The sequence below is a fragment of the Comamonas sp. UBA7528 genome (assembly GCF_002479375.1).
Classification (GTDB): domain Bacteria; phylum Pseudomonadota; class Gammaproteobacteria; order Burkholderiales; family Burkholderiaceae_C; genus Comamonas.
The window spans coordinates 403986-426937 of sequence record NZ_DLMU01000009.1 but is presented as its reverse complement, the minus strand read 5'-3'; the positions used below and the strand labels follow the sequence as shown (position 1 = coordinate 426937).

General features: G+C 67.8%; 20 protein-coding genes. 13 read left to right on the top strand and 7 right to left on the bottom strand.

Annotation, left to right across the window (positions count from 1 at the left end; all coding sequences use genetic code 11):
* Nucleotides 1-83: 83 nt before the first annotated feature.
* A complete protein-coding gene (locus B3349_RS12950; protein ID WP_291589194.1) occupies nucleotides 84-716 on the bottom strand; it encodes an FMN-dependent NADH-azoreductase in 633 nt (210 codons plus the stop codon).
* A 138-nt stretch (nucleotides 717-854) separates the two neighbouring features.
* Between B3349_RS12950 and B3349_RS12945 the strand changes: the two genes are divergently transcribed.
* Both B3349_RS12945 and B3349_RS12940 read left to right on the top strand, forming a co-directional pair.
* On the top strand, nucleotides 855-1784 hold the full coding sequence (locus B3349_RS12945; protein ID WP_066532863.1) for a LysR family transcriptional regulator: 930 nt from the start codon (nucleotides 855-857) through the stop codon (nucleotides 1782-1784).
* Nucleotides 1785-2002: 218 nt separating this feature from the next.
* Nucleotides 2003-2599 carry an RBBP9/YdeN family alpha/beta hydrolase gene (locus tag B3349_RS12940; protein ID WP_291589193.1) on the top strand — a complete coding sequence of 199 codons (597 nt, stop codon included), beginning with the start codon at nucleotides 2003-2005 and terminating at the stop codon, nucleotides 2597-2599.
* A gap of 199 nt (nucleotides 2600-2798) precedes the next feature.
* Here the strand turns inward: B3349_RS12940 and B3349_RS12935 are convergent, their stop codons facing one another.
* Nucleotides 2799-4502 carry a flagellinolysin gene (locus tag B3349_RS12935; protein ID WP_291589191.1) on the bottom strand — a complete coding sequence of 568 codons (1704 nt, stop codon included), beginning with the start codon at nucleotides 4500-4502 and terminating at the stop codon, nucleotides 2799-2801.
* 356 nt (nucleotides 4503-4858) lie between these two features.
* Here B3349_RS12935 and B3349_RS12930 point away from each other — a divergent pair, with 356 nt between their 5' ends.
* The 6 genes from B3349_RS12930 (at nucleotide 4859) to B3349_RS12905 (ending at nucleotide 10503) form a co-directional block, all read left to right on the top strand.
* Nucleotides 4859-5860, top strand: a complete 1002-nt coding sequence (locus tag B3349_RS12930; protein ID WP_066532858.1) for a sulfate ABC transporter substrate-binding protein — start codon at nucleotides 4859-4861, stop codon at nucleotides 5858-5860.
* A gap of 116 nt (nucleotides 5861-5976) precedes the next feature.
* Complete coding sequence (cysT, locus tag B3349_RS12925) at nucleotides 5977-6876, top strand: sulfate ABC transporter permease subunit CysT (protein ID WP_280011044.1); 900 nt, start codon at nucleotides 5977-5979, stop codon at nucleotides 6874-6876.
* Nucleotides 6873-7862, top strand: coding sequence for a sulfate ABC transporter permease subunit CysW (gene cysW / locus B3349_RS12920; RefSeq protein ID WP_291589186.1), 990 nt, complete (start codon nucleotides 6873-6875; stop codon nucleotides 7860-7862). Before cysT ends, cysW begins: the two co-directional genes overlap by 4 nt.
* A gap of 32 nt (nucleotides 7863-7894) precedes the next feature.
* Nucleotides 7895-9022, top strand: coding sequence for a sulfate/molybdate ABC transporter ATP-binding protein (locus tag B3349_RS12915; RefSeq protein ID WP_272972112.1), 1128 nt, complete (start codon nucleotides 7895-7897; stop codon nucleotides 9020-9022).
* 71 nt (nucleotides 9023-9093) lie between these two features.
* Nucleotides 9094-9594 (top strand): disulfide bond formation protein B, encoded by a 501-nt coding sequence (locus B3349_RS12910; RefSeq protein ID WP_098066403.1) that lies wholly within the window; start codon nucleotides 9094-9096, stop codon nucleotides 9592-9594.
* Between the two features lie 99 nt (nucleotides 9595-9693).
* Entirely contained in the window at nucleotides 9694-10503 is an 810-nt protein-coding gene (locus tag B3349_RS12905) for a pseudouridine synthase (protein ID WP_291589184.1), read from the top strand.
* A gap of 128 nt (nucleotides 10504-10631) precedes the next feature.
* Here the strand turns inward: B3349_RS12905 and B3349_RS12900 are convergent, their stop codons facing one another.
* The gene (locus tag B3349_RS12900; RefSeq protein ID WP_291589183.1) at nucleotides 10632-11303 is read right to left on the bottom strand and encodes a glutathione S-transferase; all 672 of its coding nucleotides are present in this window, start codon (nucleotides 11301-11303) and stop codon (nucleotides 10632-10634) included.
* Between the two features lie 237 nt (nucleotides 11304-11540).
* Nucleotides 11541-12095: a DUF3455 domain-containing protein gene (locus B3349_RS12895; protein ID WP_291589181.1), complete on the bottom strand. Its 555-nt coding sequence runs from the start codon at nucleotides 12093-12095 to the stop codon at nucleotides 11541-11543.
* 678 nt (nucleotides 12096-12773) lie between these two features.
* On the opposite strand from B3349_RS12895, the gene B3349_RS12890 reads away from it, so the two are divergent.
* The 3 genes from B3349_RS12890 (at nucleotide 12774) to B3349_RS12880 (ending at nucleotide 16175) form a co-directional block, all read left to right on the top strand.
* Nucleotides 12774-13358, top strand: a complete 585-nt coding sequence (locus B3349_RS12890) for a sigma-70 family RNA polymerase sigma factor (RefSeq protein WP_291589179.1) — start codon at nucleotides 12774-12776, stop codon at nucleotides 13356-13358.
* 18 nt (nucleotides 13359-13376) lie between these two features.
* Nucleotides 13377-14183 carry an anti-sigma factor gene (locus tag B3349_RS12885; RefSeq protein WP_291589177.1) on the top strand — a complete coding sequence of 269 codons (807 nt, stop codon included), beginning with the start codon at nucleotides 13377-13379 and terminating at the stop codon, nucleotides 14181-14183.
* Nucleotides 14184-14765: 582 nt separating this feature from the next.
* Nucleotides 14766-16175, top strand: coding sequence for a GGDEF domain-containing protein (locus B3349_RS12880; RefSeq protein WP_291589175.1), 1410 nt, complete (start codon nucleotides 14766-14768; stop codon nucleotides 16173-16175).
* Between the two features lie 28 nt (nucleotides 16176-16203).
* Here B3349_RS12880 and B3349_RS12875 read toward each other — a convergent pair whose 3' ends face one another.
* Nucleotides 16204-17061, bottom strand: coding sequence for a LysR family transcriptional regulator (locus B3349_RS12875; RefSeq protein ID WP_291589173.1), 858 nt, complete (start codon nucleotides 17059-17061; stop codon nucleotides 16204-16206).
* A gap of 108 nt (nucleotides 17062-17169) precedes the next feature.
* Between B3349_RS12875 and bla the strand changes: the two genes are divergently transcribed.
* Nucleotides 17170-18069 carry a class A beta-lactamase gene (bla, locus tag B3349_RS12870; RefSeq protein WP_291589171.1) on the top strand — a complete coding sequence of 300 codons (900 nt, stop codon included), beginning with the start codon at nucleotides 17170-17172 and terminating at the stop codon, nucleotides 18067-18069.
* Nucleotides 18070-18232: 163 nt separating this feature from the next.
* Here the strand turns inward: bla and argA are convergent, their stop codons facing one another.
* Nucleotides 18233-19579, bottom strand: a complete 1347-nt coding sequence (gene argA / locus B3349_RS12865) for an amino-acid N-acetyltransferase (protein ID WP_291589169.1) — start codon at nucleotides 19577-19579, stop codon at nucleotides 18233-18235.
* A gap of 239 nt (nucleotides 19580-19818) precedes the next feature.
* Nucleotides 19819-21498 (bottom strand): nitric oxide reductase transcriptional regulator NorR, encoded by a 1680-nt coding sequence (gene norR, locus B3349_RS12860; RefSeq protein WP_291589168.1) that lies wholly within the window; start codon nucleotides 21496-21498, stop codon nucleotides 19819-19821.
* 174 nt (nucleotides 21499-21672) lie between these two features.
* Here norR and hmpA point away from each other — a divergent pair, with 174 nt between their 5' ends.
* On the top strand, nucleotides 21673-22863 hold the full coding sequence (hmpA, locus tag B3349_RS12855; RefSeq protein WP_291589166.1) for an NO-inducible flavohemoprotein: 1191 nt from the start codon (nucleotides 21673-21675) through the stop codon (nucleotides 22861-22863).
* Nucleotides 22864-22952: the final 89 nt, after the last annotated feature.

The window sequence follows — 22952 nt, the reverse complement described above, 5'->3', positions numbered from 1 at the left end:
GCACAAAAAAGCCCCGCGGTAGCGGGGCTGGAAAAAGGCGCGGTCTCGTCACAAGGGCGCCGGGAGCACAACAGTGCGGTGCATCAGGCGGCGACGGCCTCTTCGGCAGTGGTCACGCTCTGCACGTCCTTGGTGGCGCTGGCAAAGGCAGCGGCCACGGCATCGGGGCCCATGCCCAGGCCTTCGGCACGGACGATGCGCACATCGGTGATGCCAAAGAAGCCCAGCACCACCTTCAGGTAGCTTTCCTGGTGTTCCATGGCTTCAGCGGCCGCGCTGGTGGAGTACATGCCGCCACGCGAGGAAGCGATGATCACGGTCTTGCCCTTGGCCAGGCCTTCGGGGCCGTTGGCGGTGTAGCGGAAGGTGCGGCCGGGCTGGGCCAGGCGGTCGATCCAGGCCTTCAGCTGGGTGGGGATGCTGAAGTTGTAGAACGGGGCACCGATCACCACCACGTCGGCAGCCAGGAATTGCTGCACCAGGCGTTCGGACACGGCGTTTTCCGTCACTTGCTCGGCGCTCAGGCCTTCGGACTGGCCGGTGCGGGGCGCCATGGCGGCGGAGGTGAAGTGGTTGGGGGCTTCGGCCACCAGGTCCAGGTAGCTGACCTGGGTGCCTGCGTGCTTGGCCTTCCAGGCGTCCACGATCTGGGCCGTCAGCTTGCGCGAAGCGGAGTTGTTACCGTTGATGGAAGAGTCAATGTGCAGCAGTTGCATGGTGTTCCTTGGTATCCAGTGGTGTGTGAAGCACTTTGTGTGCGATGGATAGAGTGTGATTGCAGACACTATCTTTGATAAGCCTGCATTTTTGCGATAGATTGTTTCGTATTTGGAACAATCAGCCGGAGCCCTGCTGTGAATGACCTCAATGACATGCTGTACTTTGCCGAGGTGGTGGAGCGCGGCGGCTTTGCCGCGGCCGGCCGGGCGCTGAACATCCCGAAGTCCCGGCTGTCGCGCCGCATCTCGGAGCTGGAAGCGCGGCTGGGCGTGCGCCTGATGCAGCGCACCACGCGGCGGCTGGCGCTGACCGAGATTGGCGAGGCCTATCTGCGCCACTGCCAGGCCATGCGGGACGCCGCCGAGGCGGCGGCCGACACCGTGGCCCAGGTCCAGACCGAGCCGCGCGGCACGGTGCGCGTGAGCTGCCCGGTGACGCTGATGCAAACCGTGCTGGCCGAGCGCGTGCCGCAGTTTCTGCGCCTGTACCCGCGTGTGCGGCTGGAAGTGCGGGTGGCCAACCACCCGGTCAATCTGCTGGAAGAGGGCATCGATGTGGCGCTGCGGGTGCGGGACACGGTGGAGGACAGCGGCTCCATGGTGGTCAAGCGCCTGGATGTGGCACGCAGCATCCTGGTGGCCGCACCCTCGGTGCTGCAGGGCCAGGCCGTGCCCCAGGACCCCCAGGATCTGCAGGACCTGCCGGCGATTGCCATGTCGGCCCAGGAGGGCCTGTGCACCTGGAGCCTGGTGGGCCCGCGCGGCCAGAGCGAGCAGGTGCAGCACCCTGTGCGCTATGTGGCCGACGATCTGCTGTCGCTGAAGATGGCGGCGCTGCAGGGCGTGGGCATGTGCGTGATCCCGGACTATATGTGTACCGATGCGCTGCACGACGGCCGCCTGGTGCGGCTGCTGCCGCAGTGGAGCCAGCACCCCGGCATCGTGCATGCGGTGTTCCCGTCGCGGCGCGGGCTGTCGCCGGCGGTGCGCAGCTTTCTGGATTTTCTGGGGGAAATCATGCCCGGCACCAGCGCGCCGCAGGCCGAGGACGGCGCCTTCATCTGAGCCAGCGGTGGTCTGCCGAACCGGGGAGGACATACCCTCGGATCCGGGGACGACCCGGGCCGAACGCGACTTTGGACCCGGGCACTGCCCCGGTTCCAGGGAGGGGGCGGACACCCCTCGATTGCCGTGGCAGATGCTTATGCCTATATGGAAAGAAAAAATCCGTCGTTGGATTTGTGCGCCATGCTGCCGACAATGCGCCCCAAGGAGCACACGCTATGGCGCAGCACACACGCATCATCATCGTCCCGGGCTGGCGGGATTCCGGCCCCGGCCACTGGCAGACCCTGTGGCAGGAGCAGTTGCCGCAGGCCGAGCGCGTGGTGCAGGACGACTGGCTCACGCCCCGGCGGGATGCCTGGGTCCAGGCCCTGGAGCGGCTGATCCTGGCGCGGCCCGAACCAGTGGTCATTGCCGCCCACAGCCTGGGCTGCATCACCACCGCCCACCTGGGCGAGGAGGCCGCCGCCCGGGTCCAGGGCGCGCTGCTGGTGGCACCCGCCGACCCTGAGCGCCGGGGGGCCCTGGCCGATTTCGCTCCCGTGCCCTATGCACAGCTGCCCTACCGCAGCATTCTGGTGGCCAGCAATACCGACCCGTACTGCCCGGTGCGCCTGGCCGGCGCCTATGCCCGCGCCTGGGGCAGTGAATTTGTGCGCCTGCAGAACGCCGGCCACATCAATGTGGAATCCGGCCACGGCCACTGGCCGTTGGGCTGGGGGCTGCTGCAGTCGCTGCTGGAAGATGCCCGCGTGGCGGCAGAAGGGCCGCAGTCGGCGGCGCTGGCGCCGCTGGCCTGGTCGGCCCGGGCCTGAGCGCAGGCGATAGAAAAGCACCACAACAGCGGTAGTACCGCGGCGGGGAGGGCTGGCAGGTCCGCCCCGTCACCGCAAAAAACCGGTGCCGCCATGCACGCAGAAGCGGCACGGCAGTCCCGATGCTCGGGTGGTGCAGAACGGAAAAAGGCCTCCATGCGGACATGGAGGCCTTGGCGCAAGCCCGCTTTGGGCGCTATCAGCCCAGCAGGGCCAGCACGGACTGGGGATGCTGGTTGGCCTGGGCCACCATGGCCGTGCCGACCTTCTGCAGGATGAGCGTGCGCGACAGCGCCGCCGTCTCCTGGGCGTAGTCCGCATCCACAATGCGCCCCCGGCTGGCCGAGAGGTGCTCGGTGCTGGTTTGCAAGTGGGCCACGATGCTGTCGAAGCGCGACATCTGGGCACCAATCTTGGTTCGCTGGCCGTTGGCGTAGTCCAGCGCCTGGTCGATGCGGCGCAGGGCCTTGGTGGCGCCCGCGGCGGTGCTGATGTCCAGGTCCTCCAGCCCCATGGCCCCCAGGTTCATGCTGCCGACCTTGGCGTAGACATAGTCACCGGAGTTGGCGCCCACCTGGAATCCCAGTGTGCGGCCATAGTCGCCCCGGGAGCCCTTCACGGCATCGCCCCAGTCCTCGACAAAACCGGCCAGTGCGTCTTCACCGCTGTGCGTGCCCACGCTGTTGACGACGTTCTCCGGGCTCATGGCCGGGCCGCCATCGACGTCCGCGCCGCCGACGGCGCCCACATCGGTGTTGCCCAGGTCGAAGCCGGCGATGAATGCGGCCTTGTCAGCGTTGTACTTGCTGTAGAAATCCGCCCGGTCGGCGAATGCCCCATGGCTGTATGTCGCGAGGGCGGCATCCAGGGTCAGGCCGGGCGTGGTCTGCAGGGCCTGGAGCACGTCGCTGATCCCGGCGCCCCCGGCGGCCTTGATCTCTTCGTGCATGTACCGCACCGCGGCGTAGCCGGAGGCATAGTCCAGGCTGCTGGAGCCCCACGCCGTGAGGTCGTCGTTGACGATGTCGTTGATGGGGTGGGAGGCAATGCGCTCATCGCCGCCGTGGATGAACTCGGCCGCGCCTTCAATGAACCACAGGTTGCTGGTGTCGGAACGCAACTCCCCCCAGCTTTGCCCCGTGGCCATGATGGCATGCGTCATCTCGTGCGCGATGATGCGGTCGTAATAGACCGGGCCGCTGCCGCCGTCCAGCGAGGTGCTGCTGGTGAAGTCCGCCATGTCCAGTTCCATGCGGATGTTCGATCCCGGCCCGCTGGCGCCGACCGATGACCAGACCCGTGCCGCCACGCCGCCCGCGCCATCGATGCTGTCGGTGAACTCGAACTTGATGGTCTGCCCGGTGGCTTCGATGCCGAAGTACTGCTTGATCATGGCTTCGGCGTTTTCCAGCCAGCCGCCTTGCAGCCCGTCGATCGCCGCCTCGATGCTGGGGTCACCGGAGCCGACGACCTTGGTGCGGCTGGGCGCGAAGATGTATTCGCCGTTGAACTGGCTGCTGATGCCGATGCGGTCGATTTCGCGTTTGAGCTGGGCCACCTCGCCTTGCAAGGCCTGGCGGTCCTGGTCGCTGTTGGTGAAGTTGATGGACTGCACCGCCAGTTCGCGCATGCGCTGCAGCATGTCGCCGACCTTGCTGATGGAGCCTTCGGCCGTCTGCAGCATGGAGATGCCGTCGTTGGCATTGCGCGCGGCCTGCTGCATGCCGCGGACCTGGCTGAACATGCGCTCGGAAATGGCCAGTCCGGCAGCATCGTCCTTGGCACTGTTGACCCGCATGCCGCTGGACAGGCGCTGCATGGTGGTCGCCAGGCCCGCCTGGCTGTGGCTGAGGCTGCGTTGCGCGTTCAGGGACGCGATGTTGGTGGAAATGCTCAGGGCCATACATCTCCCTGCCTGCGGCGCCGGGCCGGTGCGCGGGAGGGCGCTGCCCTTCCGTACCGCGTGCCAGAGGGGAAGGAAAACAACACAGACATCAACCGTATCCTTTCAGGGTTCGCCGTAACAAGTCGTAAAGGCGTTTGTACGGGTTTCGACATGTCTATAAAAAAATTGAGACATATAGAGAAAAACGATGAGCGAAGGGGTGTGGCTGCGGCCCGTGCGGTGGGTGTAGTGGGTTCTTTATTCCAAAATTCGATAAATTTAAAAGAATATATTCTTTTGAGTTTTAAAACAGTGTCTTCACAATCGCTGTATCCATAAACAAAACGACACGTTCGTTCTTGCAGGCAGACACCATGACCTCTTTGAAGCTCAAGACCCTTTTGGCCACTCTCGCACTGGCAGCCAGCGGCGTGGCGTCGGCGCAGGACCAGTTGCTGAACGTCTCGTACGACGTGGCCCGTGAGTTCTACAAGGACTACAACCAGGCTTTCGCGGCCCACTACAAGAAGACCACCGGCAAGGACATCAAGATCGACCAGTCGCACGGCGGCTCCAGCGCCCAGGCGCGTGCCGTGAACGACGGTCTGGCGGCCGATGTGGTGACCTTCAACACCACCACCGACGTCGATTTCCTGGCCGCCAACGGTGTGGTCGCCAAGGACTGGGCCAAGAAATTCCCCAACGACGCGTCGCCCACCACCTCGACCATGCTGTTCCTGGTGCGCAACGGCAACCCCAAGAACATCAAGGACTGGAAAGACCTGACCCGCCCCGACGTGAAGGTGGTGGTGGTCAACCCCAAGACCGGTGGCAACGGCCGCTACGCCTATCTGGCGGCCTGGGGTTCGGTGCGTGAAGCCGGCGGCACGGACGCGCAGGCACAGGAATTCGTCAAGCAGCTCTACAAGAATGTGCCCGTGCTGGGCAAGGGCGGCCGCGACGCGACCAGCATCTTCCTGCAACGCAACATCGGTGATGTGCTGATCACCTTCGAATCCGAAGTGATCTCGGTGGACCGCGAATTCGGCCAGGGCAAGGTGGATGCTGTCTACCCCTCGTCCTCCATCGTGGCGGAGAACCCCGTGGCCGTGGTCGAGCGCACCGCCGCCAAGAAGGGCTCTGGCCAGCTGGCCAAGGCCTATCTGGACTATCTGTACTCGGATGAAGCCCAGGAAATTGCGGCCAAGCATGCGCTGCGCCCCCGCTCGGAAGCGGTGCTCAAGAAGCACGCCGCTGTGTTCAAGCCGCTCAAGCAGTTCACGGTGGGCAAGTACTTCGGCTCGCTGACGGAGGCACAGAAGGTGCACTTCAACGACGGCGGCAAGTTCGACGAGATCTACACCCCCGGTAAGTAAGCGCCGGAGCCGCCTGCCACCCCGGTGGCCGGTGGGCACTGCCAGCGCCGAGAGCATGCTGCGGGCACTGCGCGACCGATAACTACAACGATTCTTCTGGCTGTTTGGGAACCTTCATGTCCGCTGCGATTCCTTCCAGCCCAGCGCCTGGCGCCACCACCTCCGCACCTTCCGGGGCGCGACGGGGTGGGGGCGCCAAGCGCGTTCTGCCCGGCTTCGGGCTGACGCTGGGCTATACGCTGTTTTACCTGAGCATCATTGTGCTGATCCCGCTGTCAGCCCTGTTGTTCAAGACCTTTGCGCTGACCTGGCCGCAGTTCTGGGACGCCGTGACCGCGCCGCGCGTGCTGGCGTCCTACCGGCTGACCTTTGGTGCCAGCTTTCTGGCCGCGCTGGTGAACCTGGTGTTCGGTCTGCTGGTGGCCTGGGTGCTAGTGCGCTACCAGTTCCCCGGCAAGAAGATTGTCGATGCGCTGGTGGACCTGCCGTTTGCGCTGCCCACCGCCGTGGCCGGCATCTCGCTGACCGCCTTGCTGGCCGGCAACGGCTGGGTGGGCCAGTACCTGGAGCCGCTGGGCATCCAGCTGGCGTTCAACCCCAACGGGGTGGTGATTGCGCTGATCTTCATTGGCCTGCCGTTTGTGGTGCGCACGGTGCAGCCGGTGCTGGAAGACTCCGAGAAAGAGCTGGAAGAGGCGGCCACCAGCCTGGGCGCCTCGCGCTGGCAGATCTTCTACAAGGTGATCCTGCCGGCCATCACGCCCGCCTTGCTGACTGGCTTTGCCATGGCCTTTGCCCGTGCCCTGGGTGAATACGGCTCGGTGATCTTCATTGCCGGCAACATGCCCATGGTCTCCGAAATCACGCCGCTGATCATCATCGGCAAGCTCGAACAGTACGACTACACCGGTGCCACCGCCGTGGCCGTGGTGATGCTGGTCTTCTCCTTTGCCATGCTGCTGGTCATCAATGCACTGCAGGCCTGGCAGCGCCGCCATTCGGGAGCACCCGCATGAATCTGAATTTCAACGAACAGCACTACTTTTTGTTCCAGGTGCTGGGCGCCATCCTGGTGGCGGTGCTGCTGGCCTACAAGCTGACGGCCCCCAAGAAGGGGGCCAAGCCGGAGAAGCTGACCACCACCGAGTCGCGCGCCGTTCGCTGGATCCTGACCGGCATTGCGCTGGCCTTCATCGCCCTGTTCCTGGTACTGCCGCTGGCCGCCGTGTTCACCGAGGCGCTGCGCAAAGGCTGGAGCGCCTACCTGGACGGTCTGCGCGAGCCCGATGCCTGGTCGGCCATCAAGCTGACCCTGATCACGGCCGTCATTGCCGTGCCGCTGAACCTGGTGTTCGGCGTGGCCGCGGCCTGGTGCATTGCCAAGTACGAGTTCAAGGGCAAGGCCTTTCTGACCACGCTGATCGATCTGCCGTTCTCCATTTCGCCCGTGGTGGCGGGCCTGATGTACGTGCTGGTGTTTGGCGCCCATGGCTGGTTCGGCCCCTGGCTGCAGGCCCATGACATCAAGATCGTCTTCGCCGTGCCCGGCATCGTGCTGGCGACCGTGTTCGTCACCTTCCCCTTCATTGCCCGGGAGCTGATCCCGCTGATGCAGGCACAGGGCAATGACGAGGAGCAGGCCGCCATCGTGCTGGGGGCCAGCGGCTGGCAGACCTTCTGGTATGTGACGCTGCCCAACATCAAGTGGGGCCTGCTGTACGGGGTGATTCTGTGTAACGCCCGTGCCATGGGTGAGTTCGGTGCGGTGTCGGTGGTCTCCGGCCACATCCGCGGCCAGACCAACACCATCCCGCTGCATGTCGAAATCCTCTACAACGAATACCAGTCCGTCGCCGCATTTGCTGCTGCCTCGCTGCTGGCGCTGCTGGCCCTGGTGACCCTGCTCATCAAGACCGTGGCCGAGTGGAAAGCCGAACAACAGCGCAAGGCCGCCTCCGAGCTGCCGCCCGAGCGCCCGACCCCCGTGACCGCCCAGCCCTGAAGGCCGGCGCTGCAACCGAATCCGAGAACACCATGAGCATCGAAATCCGCAATGTCAGCAAGCAGTTTGGCGACTTCCAGGCCCTGCGCGATGTCAGCCTCGATATCAAATCGGGCGAACTGATCGCGCTGCTGGGTCCGTCCGGCTGCGGCAAGACCACGCTGCTGCGCATCATCGCCGGGCTGGAAACGCCCGATGTGGGCAGCATCCATTTCAGCGGCGCTGACACCACCGACGTGCATGTGCGCGACCGCAACGTGGGCTTTGTCTTCCAGCACTACGCGCTGTTCCGCCACATGACCGTGTTCGAGAACGTGGCCTTCGGCCTGCGCGTGAAGCCGCGCAGCGAGCGCCCGAGCGAAGCCCAGATCAAGGAGAAGGTGATGAACCTGCTCAAGCTGGTGCAGCTGGACTGGATTGCCGACCGCTTCCCCTCGCAGCTGTCCGGCGGCCAGCGCCAACGTATTGCCCTGGCGCGCGCGCTGGCGGTGGAGCCCAAGGTGCTGCTGCTGGACGAGCCGTTCGGTGCGCTGGACGCCAAGGTGCGCAAGGAACTGCGCCGCTGGCTGCGCCGCCTGCACGACGAGCTGCATGTGACCTCCATCTTCGTGACCCACGACCAGGAAGAGGCGCTGGAAGTGGCCGACCGCGTGGTTGTCATCAACAAGGGCAAGATCGAACAGGAAGGCACGCCGCAGCAGGTGTGGGACAACCCGGCCAGCCCGTTTGTCTACGGCTTCCTGGGCGATGTGAACCTGTTCAAGGGCCGCGCCACCGATGGCCGCGTCTACCTGGACGAGGGCCTGCAGCTGGAGAGTGCCGAGGCCAATGGCGCGTCCAACTCCAACGCCTTTGCCTATGTGCGCCCGCACGACCTGGATGTGGAGCGTTATTCGTCCGGGCAGAATGTGGACCTGCAGGGCCGCCCCACCGGCATCGTGGTGCAGCTGGCGCGCGCGATTGTGGTGGGCCCCATTGCACGCCTGGAACTTATTCCCGCCGATGGCACCCAAGCAGCGGACAATGGTGGCGAAGATCAGCTGATCGAAGCCCAGATTCCCGCACAGCAGTTCCATGAGATGGCGCTGCGCGAAGGGGAGACCCTGGTGGTCACCCCCCGCCGCGCCAAGGTGTTCGTGGACGCCGCTGCCGGTATCTGAGGGTAGGCATCCTGCATGGGGCAGGGCGCGTGCCCGGCCCCGGGCCCTGAGTTGGCCAGACAAGGATGGACATGCAGTTTGTAAATACCCTCAGCCAGGCCCCGCGCCGCGTGCTGGCCCTGATCAGCCTGGCCTGTGTGGCCCTGCTGGCGTTTGGCATGTACCTGCAGCATGTGCAGGGCCTGGAGCCGTGTCCCATGTGCATCGTGCAGCGCTATGCGCTGGTGCTGGTGGCGGTGCTGACCGGCCTGGCCAGCCTGCGCCCGAACAAGGGCTGGTGGATGGGCTGGGGCGTGCTGGCGCTGCTGGCCAGCGGCTTCGGCGCCTTCGTGGCCGCACGCCAGAGCTGGCTGCAGTGGTACCCGCCCGAATTCGCCAGCTGCGGCCGCGATTTCTACGGCATGATCGAAAACTATTCCCTCAGCCGCGCCATCCCCATGATCTTCCGGGGCTCGGGCGACTGCACGGCGATTGACTGGACCTTCCTGGGCGGCTCGATTGCCAACTGGTCCTTTGTCTGCTTTGTGCTGTTCTTCGGGGTGATCGCCACCTTGCTGGTGCGCCGCCGCTGAACGCGCACCGCACGCTGCACGCTCTGCACAGCCCCGGCATGCCGGGGCTTTTTTGTGGCCGCTTGCAGCGCGTGCACTTGGCGCGACAATCTCCACCCCATGCCCCAGTACATCCTTTTTCACAAGCCCTATGGCGTGCTGTCCCAGTTCACGCCGGAGGACGGTGCCCGTTCGCTGGCCGAGTTCGACCTGCCGCCCGGCGTCTACCCGGCGGGGCGGCTGGACAAGGATTCGGAAGGCCTGCTGCTGCTGACCGATGACGGGCCGCTGATCGAGCAGCTGCTCCACCCGCGTCACCAAAAGCCCAAGACCTACTGGGTGCTGGTAGAGCGCCTGCCCGATGCGGCGGCGCTGGAGAAAATGCGTGCCGGCCTGCGCATCGAGGACTACACCACCTTGCCCTGCCAGGTACAGCTGCTGGAGCCCCAGCCCGCAGTGGCGCCGCGCGACCCGCCGGTGCGGGTGCGCAAGAGCGTGCAGGACTTTTGGCTGGCCATCACCGTGGTGGAAGGCAAGAATCGCCAGGTGCGCAAGATGACGGCGGCCATCGGCCACCCCACGCTGCGCCTGCAGCGCCGCAGCATTGCCAACCTGGAGCTGGGGGATCTGGCGCCGGGGCAGTGGAAGTCCATAGCGCGCGCAGACATCCACTGGGGGGTGGACGCGGCAGACACGCCAGCGGACCGCACCACGGCCGGCGGTGTGGCCGTGCGCTACCGCAGCCCGGGGGAGCGCACGCGCGGTGCGCCGCCCGGTGGCGATCGTCGCGGTGCAGGTAGCGCCGGTCGCAACGATGCAGGCAGCGCACGCACGGGGGATGGAAAGCGCAATGGCAAGGGCAGTGGCAATGGCGGCCGCAATGCCGCGCCGACCCGCCAGCCGGGCAGCTGGTTCACGTCCAAGAAGTGAGCGCAGTGGCGCAGGGCGTGTGCCGGCGCGTGAGGGTGCAGGCCACCGCCAGGGCGTAGCGAGGCCTCCGCCAAGCCGCAGCGAGGTGTTTACCTGGCGGCCACGGTCAGGGCCTGGGGCCGGGTGGCTCAGGCCGATTCCACGCTGGCCGCGCTGAACAGCGGGCCGGTGGTGCCGGCCACCCAGCCGGGGTAGGTTTCCATCACTTCGGCAAACAGGGCCGAATCGATCCAGCGCTGCAGCCAGTCCTGCAGGTGGGGCCAGGGCTGTTCGGCCCACTGGGCTTCGTCGATGCGGGCGAACTGGCGCACAAAGGGGCGCAGCGCCATATCGGCCAAGCTGGGGTTCAGGCCGAACAGGTAGCCGGTATCGGCCAGCTGGTCGTCCAGCGCGGCCAGCCAGGTGATGGCGTCGGCCTGGGCCTGGTTCACTTCCTCGGCGCTGTAGCGCTCGGGGTATTTGCAGCGGTCCAGGGCCTGCTTGAAGAAGCCGTCGTTGCGGGCGATCAGGGCCAGCATCTCTTCCAGGCTGCCGGCGGTGGGGGCCAGCCAGGCATCGGGGTCGTTGCCGCGCAGCGCGTGCAGCATGACTTCCAGGCTTTGGTCGATCACCGTGCCGTCGGCCAGCACCAGCACCGGCACCGTGCCCTTGGGCGAGGCATCCAGCAGCGCCTGGGGCTTGGCACGCAGATTCACTTCCCGCAGTTCGCAGGCCAGCCCGGCATGTGCCAGCGCCAGACGGGCGCGGATGGCGTAGGGGCAGCGGCGGAAGGAATACAGAACGGGCAAAGTGGTGGACATGGAGGAGCCAGGGAGGGCGACAGGGCCCGAGTCAGCAAGCCGGGGATGATAGCCGGTTGGCGCCGGGCCCGTGGGGCGCTGCGTTTTGGCGGGAGATCCGGCGCTGGCAACGGCAGACCACCGTCCATGGCGGGCGGCGGCGAGGCCGAGCCTGCCACAGGCGGGGCCATGCTCGGCAGGCCGGGCCCCGGACGCCCCCCGGTGGCGGTCCGGGAGGTGCGCCTGGGTCCAGGCCGGTCAGGCGGCTTTCCAGAAAATATAGTCGGCCTGGTAGGGCACGATCTGCTTGCTGCCCATGTTGGCGGCCGTGCAGGCCATGGCGGGTGCGACCCCGCCCTTGGTGGCTACGCGCTGGATGTAGGTCACACCCTGCATGGCGCCCATGCCCATGGCCGGGTTGGCCTTGACCAGCTGCAGCGGGATGTTGCCCATGCCGGCCGGGGCCACGGCCACCTGGGTGGCAGTGACCTTGGAGCCGTCGTTGTTCTCCCAGGTGGCGGGAGGGCCCCAGTATTTGCCGATGACCGATCCGCTGCGGGTCTGCAGCTTGGCATCGGGGCCGACAAACACCCATTCGTGCTCGGATGCCATGTCCTTCTTGGCGCGGCATTCATAGGTGATCTGGCCGATGCCCACGGTTTCCATGGCCACTTTGTGGCCCGCCGGGACCTGCACGGGGGCGGGCAGCGCGGCCTGTGAATACATGGGGCGGGGGCCCATGGACGAACAGGCGGTCAGGCCCAGCACCGAAGCACACACGGCGGCCAGTGGGAATGCATGTAGCGGTTTCATCAGAATTTCCTCGAACAAGGGGGACAAGAAACGCACCGGGCAAATGGGCTGGGTGCCCCGGTGCTGCTGCTGCGCGCCAGCCCCCGAACGGCGGCGTTCGCGGGCACAGTGCGTTCCAACGCTGCAACCCGTGCGCCTGGGGGGCAGGGTGTCAGCGGCGGCCGGATGGCGCGCGACCTGGGTGAGGTCGCGGCGCTCAAAAGCAGGAAGGAGGTCCCGGCAGGCAGGGGGGCAGCCTGCGCCCGTGCCGGGGCTCTGTGGTGGGAGGCGATGTCCGGTGCCGGCGCCGCAGTCCCCGGCCGCATGGCGGGCGCCACGGCCGGCCACACGCCGCTGGCGCCCGGAAAGCCGCAGCGTGGCACCAGGGGGGAGGGGCAGCCTGCAAACCAGTGGAGGGGCACGGTGACTCCTTGTGGGCGGTGGGCGGTGGGCGGTGTCGCGCGGGGGCCATTGGTGGTCCCAGGTAGCGCGTGGTGGCAGTGCCCGACACTGGCTATACGCAGGTGGGGAGGCTGTGGATTCAGGTTCTTGAAAAAATATTCTGTGTGCACATTCCCCTTGGGGCTGCATCCAGTGGTCGCGATGCTGCGTACCAGTGGAGAGGCAAGGCCGGTAATCCGCCTTGGCGGCAATCCAACAGCGCCGCATGCCGCCAGTGCTTGTGCGCACAATGGCTGCATGAGCGCATCTACACCGGACCAGGAACTGATGGACTTACTCGATCGCGTCGCCCGCCGGGAGGAACCGGCGCTCAAGCTGCTGTACGACCAGACGGCTGCGCGGCTGTATGGGCTGGCGCTGCGCATCGTCGGCAACCGGGAATGGGCCGAGGATGTGCTGCAGGAGAGTTTTCTGGGCATCTGGCGCAACGCCGGGGCCTACCGTGCCTCGCTGAGTCCGCCGCTGGCCTGGATGGGCCTGCTGGTGCGCAGCCGGGCCCTGGATTTTCTGCGTCGGCGGCGGGCCGAGCGGCTGCATCTGCATGTGGCGATCGACGATCTCGCCGAGATCGATGCGCTGACCCAGGACCACGTGGCGCATGGCCCTCTGCAGGAGGCCGAGGCCAGCGAACAGGCGGCCGCGCTGCACCAGTGCCTGCAGCGGCTGGAGCAGGCCCAGCGCCAGGTGGTGAGCCTGGCCTACCTGCGGGATCTGAGCCACAGCGAGCTGGCCAGTACCTTGAAGCTGCCGCTGGGCACCGTGAAGACCTGGATGCGGCGCAGCCTGGAGCAATTGCGCAAGTGCATGGCCCGCCATGTCTGAGTGTGAGGAGTGTTCACCATGCATCTGACCCGCAACCCTGAACTGCTCGACCGCCTGGCGGCGGCCTATTCGCTGGGCACGCTGCGCGGTGGGGCGCGCCGGCGCTTCGAGCAGCTGGCGCGCGACCATGCCCAGGTGCGGGCGGCCGCGCTGCTGTGGCAGGGCCGCTGGTCCGCCTTTTCCGAGGTGCAGACGCCGGTGCAGCCGGACGCGGCGGTCTGGACCCGCATTGCCAACTTGCTGCAGGCCGAGCGGCAGCAGACTGCGCAGCGCCGGGCCGGTGCCGCCACGCCCCAGGCGGGGTGGCAGGTGCAGGCGCTGTCCTGGTGGCGGGGGCTGGCGCTGGCGGGCAGCCTGGCCACGGTGGTGGCGGTGTCGGTGGGGCTGTGGACGCACCATGGGGTCCAGCAGCGCACGCAGCAGCAGCTGTCGGCGCTGCACACCGAGCTGCAGACCGCGCAGGCCGCCTTGCAGGCGGCCCCCCAGATCCAGTATGTGGCCGTGCTGGCGGATGGCAAGGCCGCTGCCTCGATGCTGGTGACCTTCGACCCCCGGCACAACCAACTGGTGCTGCAGCGGGTGAGCGGCTTCCGGGAGGCCGAGAGCCATTCGCTGCAGCTGTGGGCCCTGCCGCCGCAGGGGGCGCCGCGCTCCCTGGGCGTAGTGGGCGAGGGCCGGGTGGCGCAGCTGGCGGTGCAGGAGACCGATGTCAAGGCGGTTCCGGCCCTGGCGATCAGCCTGGAGCCCAAGGGCGGCGTGCCCAGCGCCACCGGGCCGACGGGGCCGGTGCTGTTTACCGGGGCGCTGATTCGCCGGGACCTGTGAGGCAGGGCCAGGCGAACCCGCACCGCCGCCGCAGTGACCGGCAAGGTGGTGCGGTGTGGTCCCTGTGGTGGGCGGCGATGGCGCCGGGTTGGGCGGGCAAGGCCGGGCAGGCAGGTGGTCCGCGCCCTGGCCGCACGGGTGCCTGCGGTCGGGACCGGTCGTCGAGCCCGTGGCCGGTCGCCCATGACCCCCGGCCCGCAGCCCACGACCGCCCGTACGGGAGCGTGGCGCCGAGCCGAGCCGCCGGGGCGGGGAGGCCTGTGCCTGGGCGGTAGCTGGTGCTTCTCCGGCCTATGTGGGCAGGTGGGCCGTCCATCGGCAGGGCGCACAGGAATGGGGTGCCATGTGCGACATTGACGGCACTTTGCGCCCCTGGACCCCGTGTGTGCAGGGTCCACGCTGGCGATTTTTTGGAGAGAACAGGCGTTTTGTCGGTTTTTTCTGATTACACGTAGATACAGATTGTGGTTCTATCGGGGTGGGTGACAGCCGGTTCTCAGTGCTACGTGTGGCTTGTGTATCGATGCGGGACACCACGACATGGAATGGCGGCCGGTGCAGTTGCCGGCGAGGGGGGTGTTGATGCCTGCATTCGAGATACATGCCAACCGGGTGGCGGCCGGCTTCAGACTGGAGCATGCCGTCCTGGGGGCCACGGTGCTGGTGGCGTGCGCGGTTGCCACCACCAGCAAGTCGCCCAGTCTGCTGTCTTTTTTCTGGCTGTCCAATGCGCTGATGCTGGGGCTGATCGTGCGCTTCCCGGTCATGGCGCAGCCGCAGGGCTGGGTGCTGGCCGCGCTGGGTTTCCTGCTGGGCAGCTATGCCGGCGAAGGCTGGTTTCTGAAGGTGCTGCTACTGACGCTGGCCAACCTGGGCGCTGTAGCCTGCGGCTGGCTGTATCTGCGCCAGCATGCCGATACCGTGATCCGGATGCGCTCTCCGGTGGGGGTGTTCCATGTGGTGGTGGGCGTGTGCATCGCCGCCGCCGTGGGCGCGCTGCTGGGGGGCGGGGCCATCCAGTACCTGCTGCAGCGCAGCTGGCAGCGCACGGCCATGATGTGGTTTGGCGCGGAGATGATGCACATGTGCCTGATCATCCCCCTGCTGCTGAATGTGCCGGCGCTGGGCGCGGCCCGGCGTCTGTGGCGCACCGGCGAGCCGGCCTGGGGGCGGTCCGTGGCCCCGCTGGCCGTGCTGCTGGTGCTGATGGGCGTGGGCCTGTACATCGGCGGGCCCGGGGTGCCGCTGCTGCTACTGCCTGGCCTGGTCCTCTGCGCGCTGAGCTACCGGGTGTTCACGGTGTCGCTGCTGTGCTTTCTGGCGGGCAGCTGGCATGTGTTCCTGCTGGTGCTCAACGACTTCGATTTCAGCTCCCAGAATGCCGAAGCCGCCATGTCCATGCGCCTGGGCCTGTCCATGCTGAGCGTGACCTTGCTGACCGTGGCCTGTGCGCGCAACCACTGGGGGGACGCCATGGCGCGGCTGGAGCATTCGTCCACCCACGACCACCTGACCGGCATGCTGACCCGGGCGGCTTTCAGCGAACAGGCCCACCGGATCCTGGGGCGGCTGGCCCATGACCGCCAATCGGTGGCCCTGCTGATGCTGGACCTGGACTGGTTCAAGCGCGTCAACGACACCTACGGGCATGCGGCCGGGGATGTGGTGCTGCAGGCAGTGAGCCGCACGGTGGTGCAGTCGCTGCGGCCGCACGAGCTGCTGGGGCGCATGGGCGGGGAGGAGTTTGCGCTGCTGCTGCCCGGTGCCGATGGCCAGGAGGCCAGCGCCACGGCCGAGCGGCTGTGCGCCGCCATCCGGGCTCTGACCATCGAGGTGGAGGAGGGCAAGACGCTTCGCCCCACGATCAGCATTGGCGTGGTGGCGCTGGATGCCACCGACACGCTGACGCTGAGCGTGTTGCTGAAGAAGGCCGATCTGGCGCTGTACAGCGCCAAGGAAAATGGCCGGGATGGCTTCTGCCTGAGCTCCTGAAGGGGGGCGCTTCGCCGGGCGCCGGGGTTCAGGCCGCCTGGGCCAGCAGCCACTGGCGTACGGCCTCCAGGGCCGGCGACGCTGCGCGCGTGCGCGGCTGGGTGAACCAGTAGGCACCCGCAGGCACCGTCAGCGCAAACGGCTGCACCAGCCGGCCGGCGCGCAGCAGGTGGGTGAACATGGCCGGGGGCAGCAGGGCCACGCCGGCCCCCTGGGCGGCGGCTTCGGCCAGGGCGATGGAGCTGTCGAACTGCGGGCCGGCGGCGCGCAGGGTGGCCACTTCGGCGGCCTGGCACCACTGTTCCCATTCCGCGGTGCGAAAGGAGCGCAGCAGGGTCTGGCCGCGCAGATCGGCCGGCTGGCGCAGGTGCTCGGCAATGGCGGGGGCGCACAGCGGGGTCAGCGGGGCCTGCACCAGCAGATCGGCCTGCAGGCCGTGCCAGGCACCGTCGCCAAAGCGGATCGCGGCGTCCAGCCCTTCGGCGTTCAGGTCCACGCGGTTGTTGTGGGTCTGCATGCGCAGGTCGATATGGGGGTGGCGGGCTTCAAAGTCGGCCAGCCGGGGCAGCAGCCAGCCCACGGCAAACGTGCCCACCACGCCCAGCGTCAGCACCTCGCGCGGGCGGTCGTTGCGCAGCTGGCCCAGGGCACGTTCCAGCCGGGCAAAGCAGTCGGCCACCACGGGCCACAGGGCCAGGCCTTCGTCGGTCAGGGCCAGACCGCGCGGCAGGCGCCGGAACAGCGGCGTGCCCAGCTGCTCTTCGAGCTTGCGGATATGCTGGCTGACAGCGGTCTGGGTGACGTGCAGCTCGTGGGCGGCGCGCGTCAGGTTCAGGTGGCGGGCCGCACTGTCGAACGCGCGCAGGGCATTCAATGGCAGGTGCATGGGGGTAGATGTATAAGTTTTTCTAGGGTTTGCTCTGCCATCTTAACGTTGGTCAGCGTTGGCGCACTCCGGTAAGGTAGCAGGTGTTATCAAGAAGAGGAGCACGCTATGCACAGAAGAATTTGGCTGCAAAGCAGTCTGGCACTGAGCGCCACCTGGTTGGCTGGGTGTGCAGGTATGCAGAAAAACTCGGGTCTGGAGGCGGATGATGCCTCCCACCCGCTGGCGCAGATCGAGGCCCGCACCGGGGGACGTCTGGGTGTGGCGGTGATCGACACCGCCAATGGCCGCCAGTGGCAGTACCGGGGCAGCGAGCGCTTTCCGATGTGCAGCACCTTCAAGCTGCTGCTGGCCGCCCAGATGCTGCAGCGCGACCAGCAGGGGCTGGACAGCCTGCAGCAGCGCGTGACCTACCCGCGCAGCGCGCTGGTGCCGTATTCGCCCACCACCGAGGCCCAGGCCGATGGTGCCGGGCTGACGGTGGCCGAGCTGTGCGAAGCCACCGTGGTGCTGAGCGACAACACCGCCGCCAACCTGCTGCTGGCCCGCCAGGGCGGCCCACAGGGCCTGACCCAGTGGCTGCGCGACATGGGCACCATGCACACCCGCCTGGACCGGCTGGAGCCGGCGCTCAACAGCGCCACCCCGGGCGACGAGCGCGACACGACCACGCCGCTGTCCATGGCGCGTGCCGTGGTGGCGCTGGCCAAGGGCCCGCACCTGGATGCCGGCCACCAGGCGCAGCTGCTGCAGTGGCTCAAGGCCAGCCCCACGGGCGCCAAGCGGCTGCGCGCCGGCATGCCGCCGGGCTGGCTGGTGGGCGGCAAGACGGGAACGGGCGACAACGGCACTGCCAATGATGTGGTGCTGGTCTGGCCCCACCAGCGTCCGCAACCGCTGGTGGTCAGCGCCTACCTGACGCAGACGCCGCAGCTGGCACCGGCCGCGCGCGATGCGGCGCTGGCCGAGGTAGGCCAGGCGGTGACGCACTGGTTCCGGCGTTTCTAAGTCTTCACGGTTGGAGGCGCGGCGGCCGCGGGCTGCGTGCAGGGGCCGCCCCCCACATGAAACCAGGGCGGCAGTGGCGTGGATCCACTGCCGCCCTGGTGCGTGTGACGGTGCGTGCGATGGAGCGGGAAGGCCCCGTGCGATGCGGGTGGCCGGGAGCGGCTTAGAGCTGCTTGACCAGCACCTGGCTCTTGCGGCTCCAGTTGTACTTGGCCTTGCGTGCCTCAGGCAGCCATTCCGGGTCCACCGGCTGGAAGCCGCGCTTGATGAACCAGTGCATGGTGCGGGTGGTCAGCACGAACATGCTGGTGCAGCCCAGGGCGCGGGCGCGCTGCTCGATGCGCTTGAGCAGTTTCTCGCCGTCGCCCGTGCCCTGGCTCTGGGGCGAGACGGTGACGGCGGCCATTTCCGCGGTCTTGGCTTCCAGATAGGGGTGCAGGGCGGCGCAGCCGAAGATCACGCCGTCGTGCTCGATCACGGTGTAGCTGGTGATGTCGCGCTCGATCTCGGTGCGGTCGCGCTTGACCAGGGTGCCGTCTTTCTCGAACGGCTCGATCAGCTGGATGATGCCGCCCACATCGTCGATGGTGGCTTCGCGCAGCTCTTCGAGCTTTTCGTCGATCACCATGGTGCCGATGCCGTCGTGCACATAGATTTCCAGCAGCAGCGCGCCGTCCACTGCAAACGGCAGGATGTGGCTGCGTTCCACGCCATGTTCGCAGGCGCGCACGCAGTGCTGCAGGTAAAAGCCGGTGTCGGTGGGCTCCTGGGGCGGCGGCAGCTGGGCCAGCAGCTGGCGGGCGGCGGCCAGCGGCAGCTCGGTGTCGATGGGGTTGTCTTCGCTGTCGGGCTCCGACGGGTTCATGCGGATGCCGGGCACCTCGCTCAGGAAGATCAGCTTGTCGGCCTTCATCTCGCAGGCCACGCGGGTGGCGACTTCTTCCATGCTCAGGTTGAAGGCCTCGCCGGTGGGCGAGAAGCCGAAGGGCGACATCAGCACCATGGCTTCGGATTCCAGCGCGCGGCGGATGCCTTCCACGTCGACCTTGCGCACCAGGCCGGAGTGCATGAAGTCCACCCCGTCCACGATGCCCACCGGGCGGGCGGTCAGGAAGTTGCCCGACATCACGCGCACGCGGGCCCCGGCCATGGGGGTGTTGGGCAGGCCCTGGCTGAAGGCGGCTTCGATCTCGTAGCGCAGCTGGCCGGCGGCCTCTTGGGCGCAGTCCAGCGCGATGGAGTCGGTCACGCGCACGCCGTTGTAGTAGCGCGGCTCCTGGCCCTTGAGGCGCAGCTGCTCGTTCACCTGCGGGCGAAAGCCGTGCACCAGCACGATCTTCACGCCCATGGCCTGGATCAGCGCCAGATCCTGCACGATGCCCTGCAGCTTGCCGGCGGCGATGGCTTCGCCCGTGATGCCCACCACGAAGGTCTGATGGCGGAATTTGTGGATGTACGGGGCCACAGACCGGAACCAGGGAACGAAGGTGAAATTGAAAACCGTGGACATGGTGGGTGCAGACAGAGGGGGCGAGAGAGAGTGCTGTCCGCCGGCAATGCGCAGCGCGCTGCCGGCCTCAGAGGGTCAAAAGGCCCGCATTCCGGGGAGTGCGAGCCAATCCAGCCGCGAGTGTAGCGGCGCTGCGCTGCGGTCGCGGCAAATTTTCACGGCAGGGCGGCAGTCTGTTGCGGCGATGGCGCAGCGGGGCGGCTGTGAGGGGCCGTGGGGGCGGCGCCTATCGGTGGCGGCTAGCGCTGCGGGGGCGGGCTGCCGGGCGCGTGCAGGCCCAGCCGCTTGGCCAGGCGCTGCAGATTGGCACGATCCATCTGCAGGGCACGGGCGGCCGGGGCCCAGCGGTAGCCGTGGGCTTCCAGCGCCTGCTGCACCAGCTGTCTTTCGTAGCGGTCCACGGCCTGGCGCAAGCCGGTGTCCGTGGGATCGGTTGCTGCGCTGGTGGCCGGTTCGAGTGGGTCGAGTGGGGTTAGCGGGTCGGCTGGCGGCAGGCTGCCCAGGTCCTCGGTGCGTGCATCAAGGACCATGGACGCGGGCACCATGGCCAGATCCTGTGCGCGGATGCCGAGCGGGGCCGTGGGTGCCTGCGGCGCGGCAGGTGCACGCGGGCGGCGCAGGGCGTGCAGCACGGCGCGGCGGATGCAGTGCTCCAGCTCGCGCACATTGCCCGGCCAGCGGTGGGCCAGCAGTGCGGCCTGGGCACCGGCCTCCAGCCGCACCCCGTCCAGCCCGAACTGCGAACGCGTGCGTTCCAGAAAGTAGCCGGCCAGCACCAGCACATCGCCTTCGCGGGCGCGCAGCGGCGGCACCTGCAGCGGATAGACGCTCAGGCGGTGGTAGAAGTCGGCGCGCATGCGGCCGTCGCGCACGGCGGCGGCCAGGTCCTGGTTGGTGGCGGCAATGATGCGCACGTCCACCGTGCGTTCCCGGTCCAGCCCCAGGCGCTGGATCTGGCCGCTTTGCAGCACGCGCAGCAGCTTGGCCTGGGTGGCCAGCGGCAGCTCGCCCACCTCGTCCAGGAACAGGGTGCCCTGGTGGGCCTGTTCGAACTTGCCTTGCCGGTCGCTCACCGCGCCGGTGAAGGCGCCGCGCACATGGCCGAACAGCTCGCTCTCCACCAGCTGGTCGGGAAGGGCGGCGCAGTTGATGCTGACAAAGGCCTGGTCGGCCCGGGTGGACTGGGCGTGCAGCGCCTGGGCCACCAGCTCCTTGCCCACGCCGGTTTCGCCGGTGATGAGCACCGCCAGATCGCTGGCCGCCACGGTGGCGATGTCGCGCTGCAGCGCGCGCATGGCGCTGCTGTGGCCCAGGAGCCGGGGTGCGGCCAGCGGGGCGTGGCGGCGAAAATGTTCGGCCCGCTGACGTTCGTTGTGCACGGACTGCTCCAGCTGGCGCAGGCGTGCGGCGGTGGCCACGGTGGCGGCGGCCAGGTTGCTGAAGGCCTGGAGTGCGGCCAGCGGGGCGTCGCCGGCAAAGCTTCCGGGCTGCAGCGCGTCCAGTGTCAGCAGTCCCCAGGGCTGGCCGTCCACCTGCAGCACACAGCCCATGCAGTCGTGCACCGGCAGCGGTGCGCCGGAGTGGTGGGCCACCAGGCCGTCGTAGGGGTCGGGCAGGGGGCTGTCGCTGGGAAAGCGCAGGGCCTGGCCGGCCGCCAGCAGCGCGGCAAAGCGCGGGTGTTCGCGCAGGCGAAAGCGCCGGCCCAGGGTGTCGGGGCTGAGGCCGTCGATGGCCAGCGGGCGCAGCCAGTCGCTGCCGTCGGCGCTGCGCTCGCAGCGCAGCAGGGCGGCGGCATCGGCGGGCAGCACGGTGCGCAGTGCCGCCAGCAGGCGGCGGTAGCGTTCGGTTTCGGGCAGCTGGCTGGACAGTTCGGCCACCAGGGGCAGCAAGGCGTTCAGCAGCAGGGCATTGGCAGTCATGTCGACATCGTATGCGGTCAAACTGACTGCAATTGACGCGCGTCAAAAAGACATGGTTGGCGGTAAGTGCTTGATGCGGCAGGGCCTGCGTGCTGGCATGCCGTTTGCCCTTAGAGGGGCAGGGCAGCCCGCCGAGGGTGCTGCCCATGCATCCCTTTGGAGAGTGATTCTTTCATGCTGACCGACCGCCAACGCGCCATTGTCAAATCCACCGTGCCCCTGCTGGAAACCGGGGGGGAAGCACTGACCACCCATTTCTACCAGCTGATGCTGTCCGAAAGCGCCGAGGTGCAGCCGCTGTTCAACAGCGTGCACCAGCAGACGGGTGCCCAGCCCCGTGCGCTGGCCCGCAGCGTGCTGATGTACGCCAAGCACATCGACGATCTGTCCGGCCTGGGCGATCTGCCGGCGCAGATCATCCACAAGCATGTGTCGCTGCAGGTGCAGCCCGAGCACTACCCCATTGTGGGTGGTTTCCTGCTGCGGGCCATCCGTGAGGTGCTGGGTGCGGAGATTGCCACCGACGAGGTGATCGACGCCTGGGCCGCCGCCTACGGGCAACTGGCCGATATCCTGATCGGTGCCGAAAAAGCCAGCTACGACGCCAATGCCCAGGCACCGGGCGGCTGGAAGGGCGTGCGCCGCTTTGTGGTGGCCGCCAAGCAGGCCGAAACCCCGGAGATCACCAGCTTCACGCTGCAGCCCGAGGACGGCGGTGCCGTGCTGGCCTACCAGCCGGGCCAGTTCATCGGCCTGCGCGTGGTGGTGGAGGGCAAGGAGCAGCGCCGCAACTATTCGCTGTCGCAGGCGGCGGATGGGCGCAGCCTGCGCATCAGCGTCAAGCGCGAGGCGCAGGGCGTGGTCTCCGGCCACCTGCACCGCCAGGTGCAGACCGGCGATGTGCTGGAGGTCTTCCCGCCGGCCGGCCACTTCACCCTGGACGACAGCGCCAAGCCGCTGGTGCTGATGGCCGCCGGCGTGGGCATCACGCCCTTGATGGCCATGCTGCAGCAGGCGCTGCCCACGGGGCGGCCCATCACCTTCATCCACTGCGCCCGCAATCCGGAGCTGCAGGCCTTCCGCAGCGAGCTGCTGGCGCTGGCGGCGCAGCACCCCCAGCTGGGGCTGCGCTTTGGCTACGAGCAGGACGCCGGCCCGTCGCCCGCGGCCGATGTGGAGGTGGCCGAGGGCCTGCCGGATGCCGCGCTGCTGACCCGCTGGCTGCCCGCCGTGCGCGATGTGCAGGCCTACTACCTGGGTCCCATGGGCTTCATGCGCCTGGCCAAACAGGTGCTGCAGCGCGCCGGCGTGCCGGATGCGCAGGCGCGCTGCGAGTTCTTCGGCCCGGCCGAATCACTGGCCTGAACGCCGGCCTGACCGCAGGCCTCAAAGCTGCGGCAGACCCCGGCCGGCCACGCGGCTACCCGCCCCGTGGCATGCTGGGGCCTTGGTGA

Coding starts and splice junctions, on each gene's coding strand:
- B3349_RS12950 (WP_291589194.1), bottom strand. CDS start 716: ATGCAACTGCTGCACATTGACTCTTCCATCAACGGTAACAACTCCGCT.
- B3349_RS12940 (WP_291589193.1), top strand. CDS start 2,003: ATGGCGCAGCACACACGCATCATCATCGTCCCGGGCTGGCGGGATTCC.
- B3349_RS12935 (WP_291589191.1), bottom strand. CDS start 4,502: ATGGCCCTGAGCATTTCCACCAACATCGCGTCCCTGAACGCGCAACGC.
- B3349_RS12930 (WP_066532858.1), top strand. CDS start 4,859: ATGACCTCTTTGAAGCTCAAGACCCTTTTGGCCACTCTCGCACTGGCA.
- cysT (WP_280011044.1), top strand. CDS start 5,977: ATGTCCGCTGCGATTCCTTCCAGCCCAGCGCCTGGCGCCACCACCTCC.
- cysW (WP_291589186.1), top strand. CDS start 6,873: ATGAATCTGAATTTCAACGAACAGCACTACTTTTTGTTCCAGGTGCTG.
- B3349_RS12915 (WP_272972112.1), top strand. CDS start 7,895: ATGAGCATCGAAATCCGCAATGTCAGCAAGCAGTTTGGCGACTTCCAG.
- B3349_RS12910 (WP_098066403.1), top strand. CDS start 9,094: ATGCAGTTTGTAAATACCCTCAGCCAGGCCCCGCGCCGCGTGCTGGCC.
- B3349_RS12905 (WP_291589184.1), top strand. CDS start 9,694: ATGCCCCAGTACATCCTTTTTCACAAGCCCTATGGCGTGCTGTCCCAG.
- B3349_RS12900 (WP_291589183.1), bottom strand. CDS start 11,303: ATGTCCACCACTTTGCCCGTTCTGTATTCCTTCCGCCGCTGCCCCTAC.
- B3349_RS12895 (WP_291589181.1), bottom strand. CDS start 12,095: ATGAAACCGCTACATGCATTCCCACTGGCCGCCGTGTGTGCTTCGGTG.
- B3349_RS12890 (WP_291589179.1), top strand. CDS start 12,774: ATGAGCGCATCTACACCGGACCAGGAACTGATGGACTTACTCGATCGC.
- B3349_RS12885 (WP_291589177.1), top strand. CDS start 13,377: ATGCATCTGACCCGCAACCCTGAACTGCTCGACCGCCTGGCGGCGGCC.
- B3349_RS12880 (WP_291589175.1), top strand. CDS start 14,766: ATGCCTGCATTCGAGATACATGCCAACCGGGTGGCGGCCGGCTTCAGA.
- B3349_RS12875 (WP_291589173.1), bottom strand. CDS start 17,061: ATGCACCTGCCATTGAATGCCCTGCGCGCGTTCGACAGTGCGGCCCGC.
- bla (WP_291589171.1), top strand. CDS start 17,170: ATGCACAGAAGAATTTGGCTGCAAAGCAGTCTGGCACTGAGCGCCACC.
- argA (WP_291589169.1), bottom strand. CDS start 19,579: ATGTCCACGGTTTTCAATTTCACCTTCGTTCCCTGGTTCCGGTCTGTG.
- norR (WP_291589168.1), bottom strand. CDS start 21,498: ATGACTGCCAATGCCCTGCTGCTGAACGCCTTGCTGCCCCTGGTGGCC.
- hmpA (WP_291589166.1), top strand. CDS start 21,673: ATGCTGACCGACCGCCAACGCGCCATTGTCAAATCCACCGTGCCCCTG.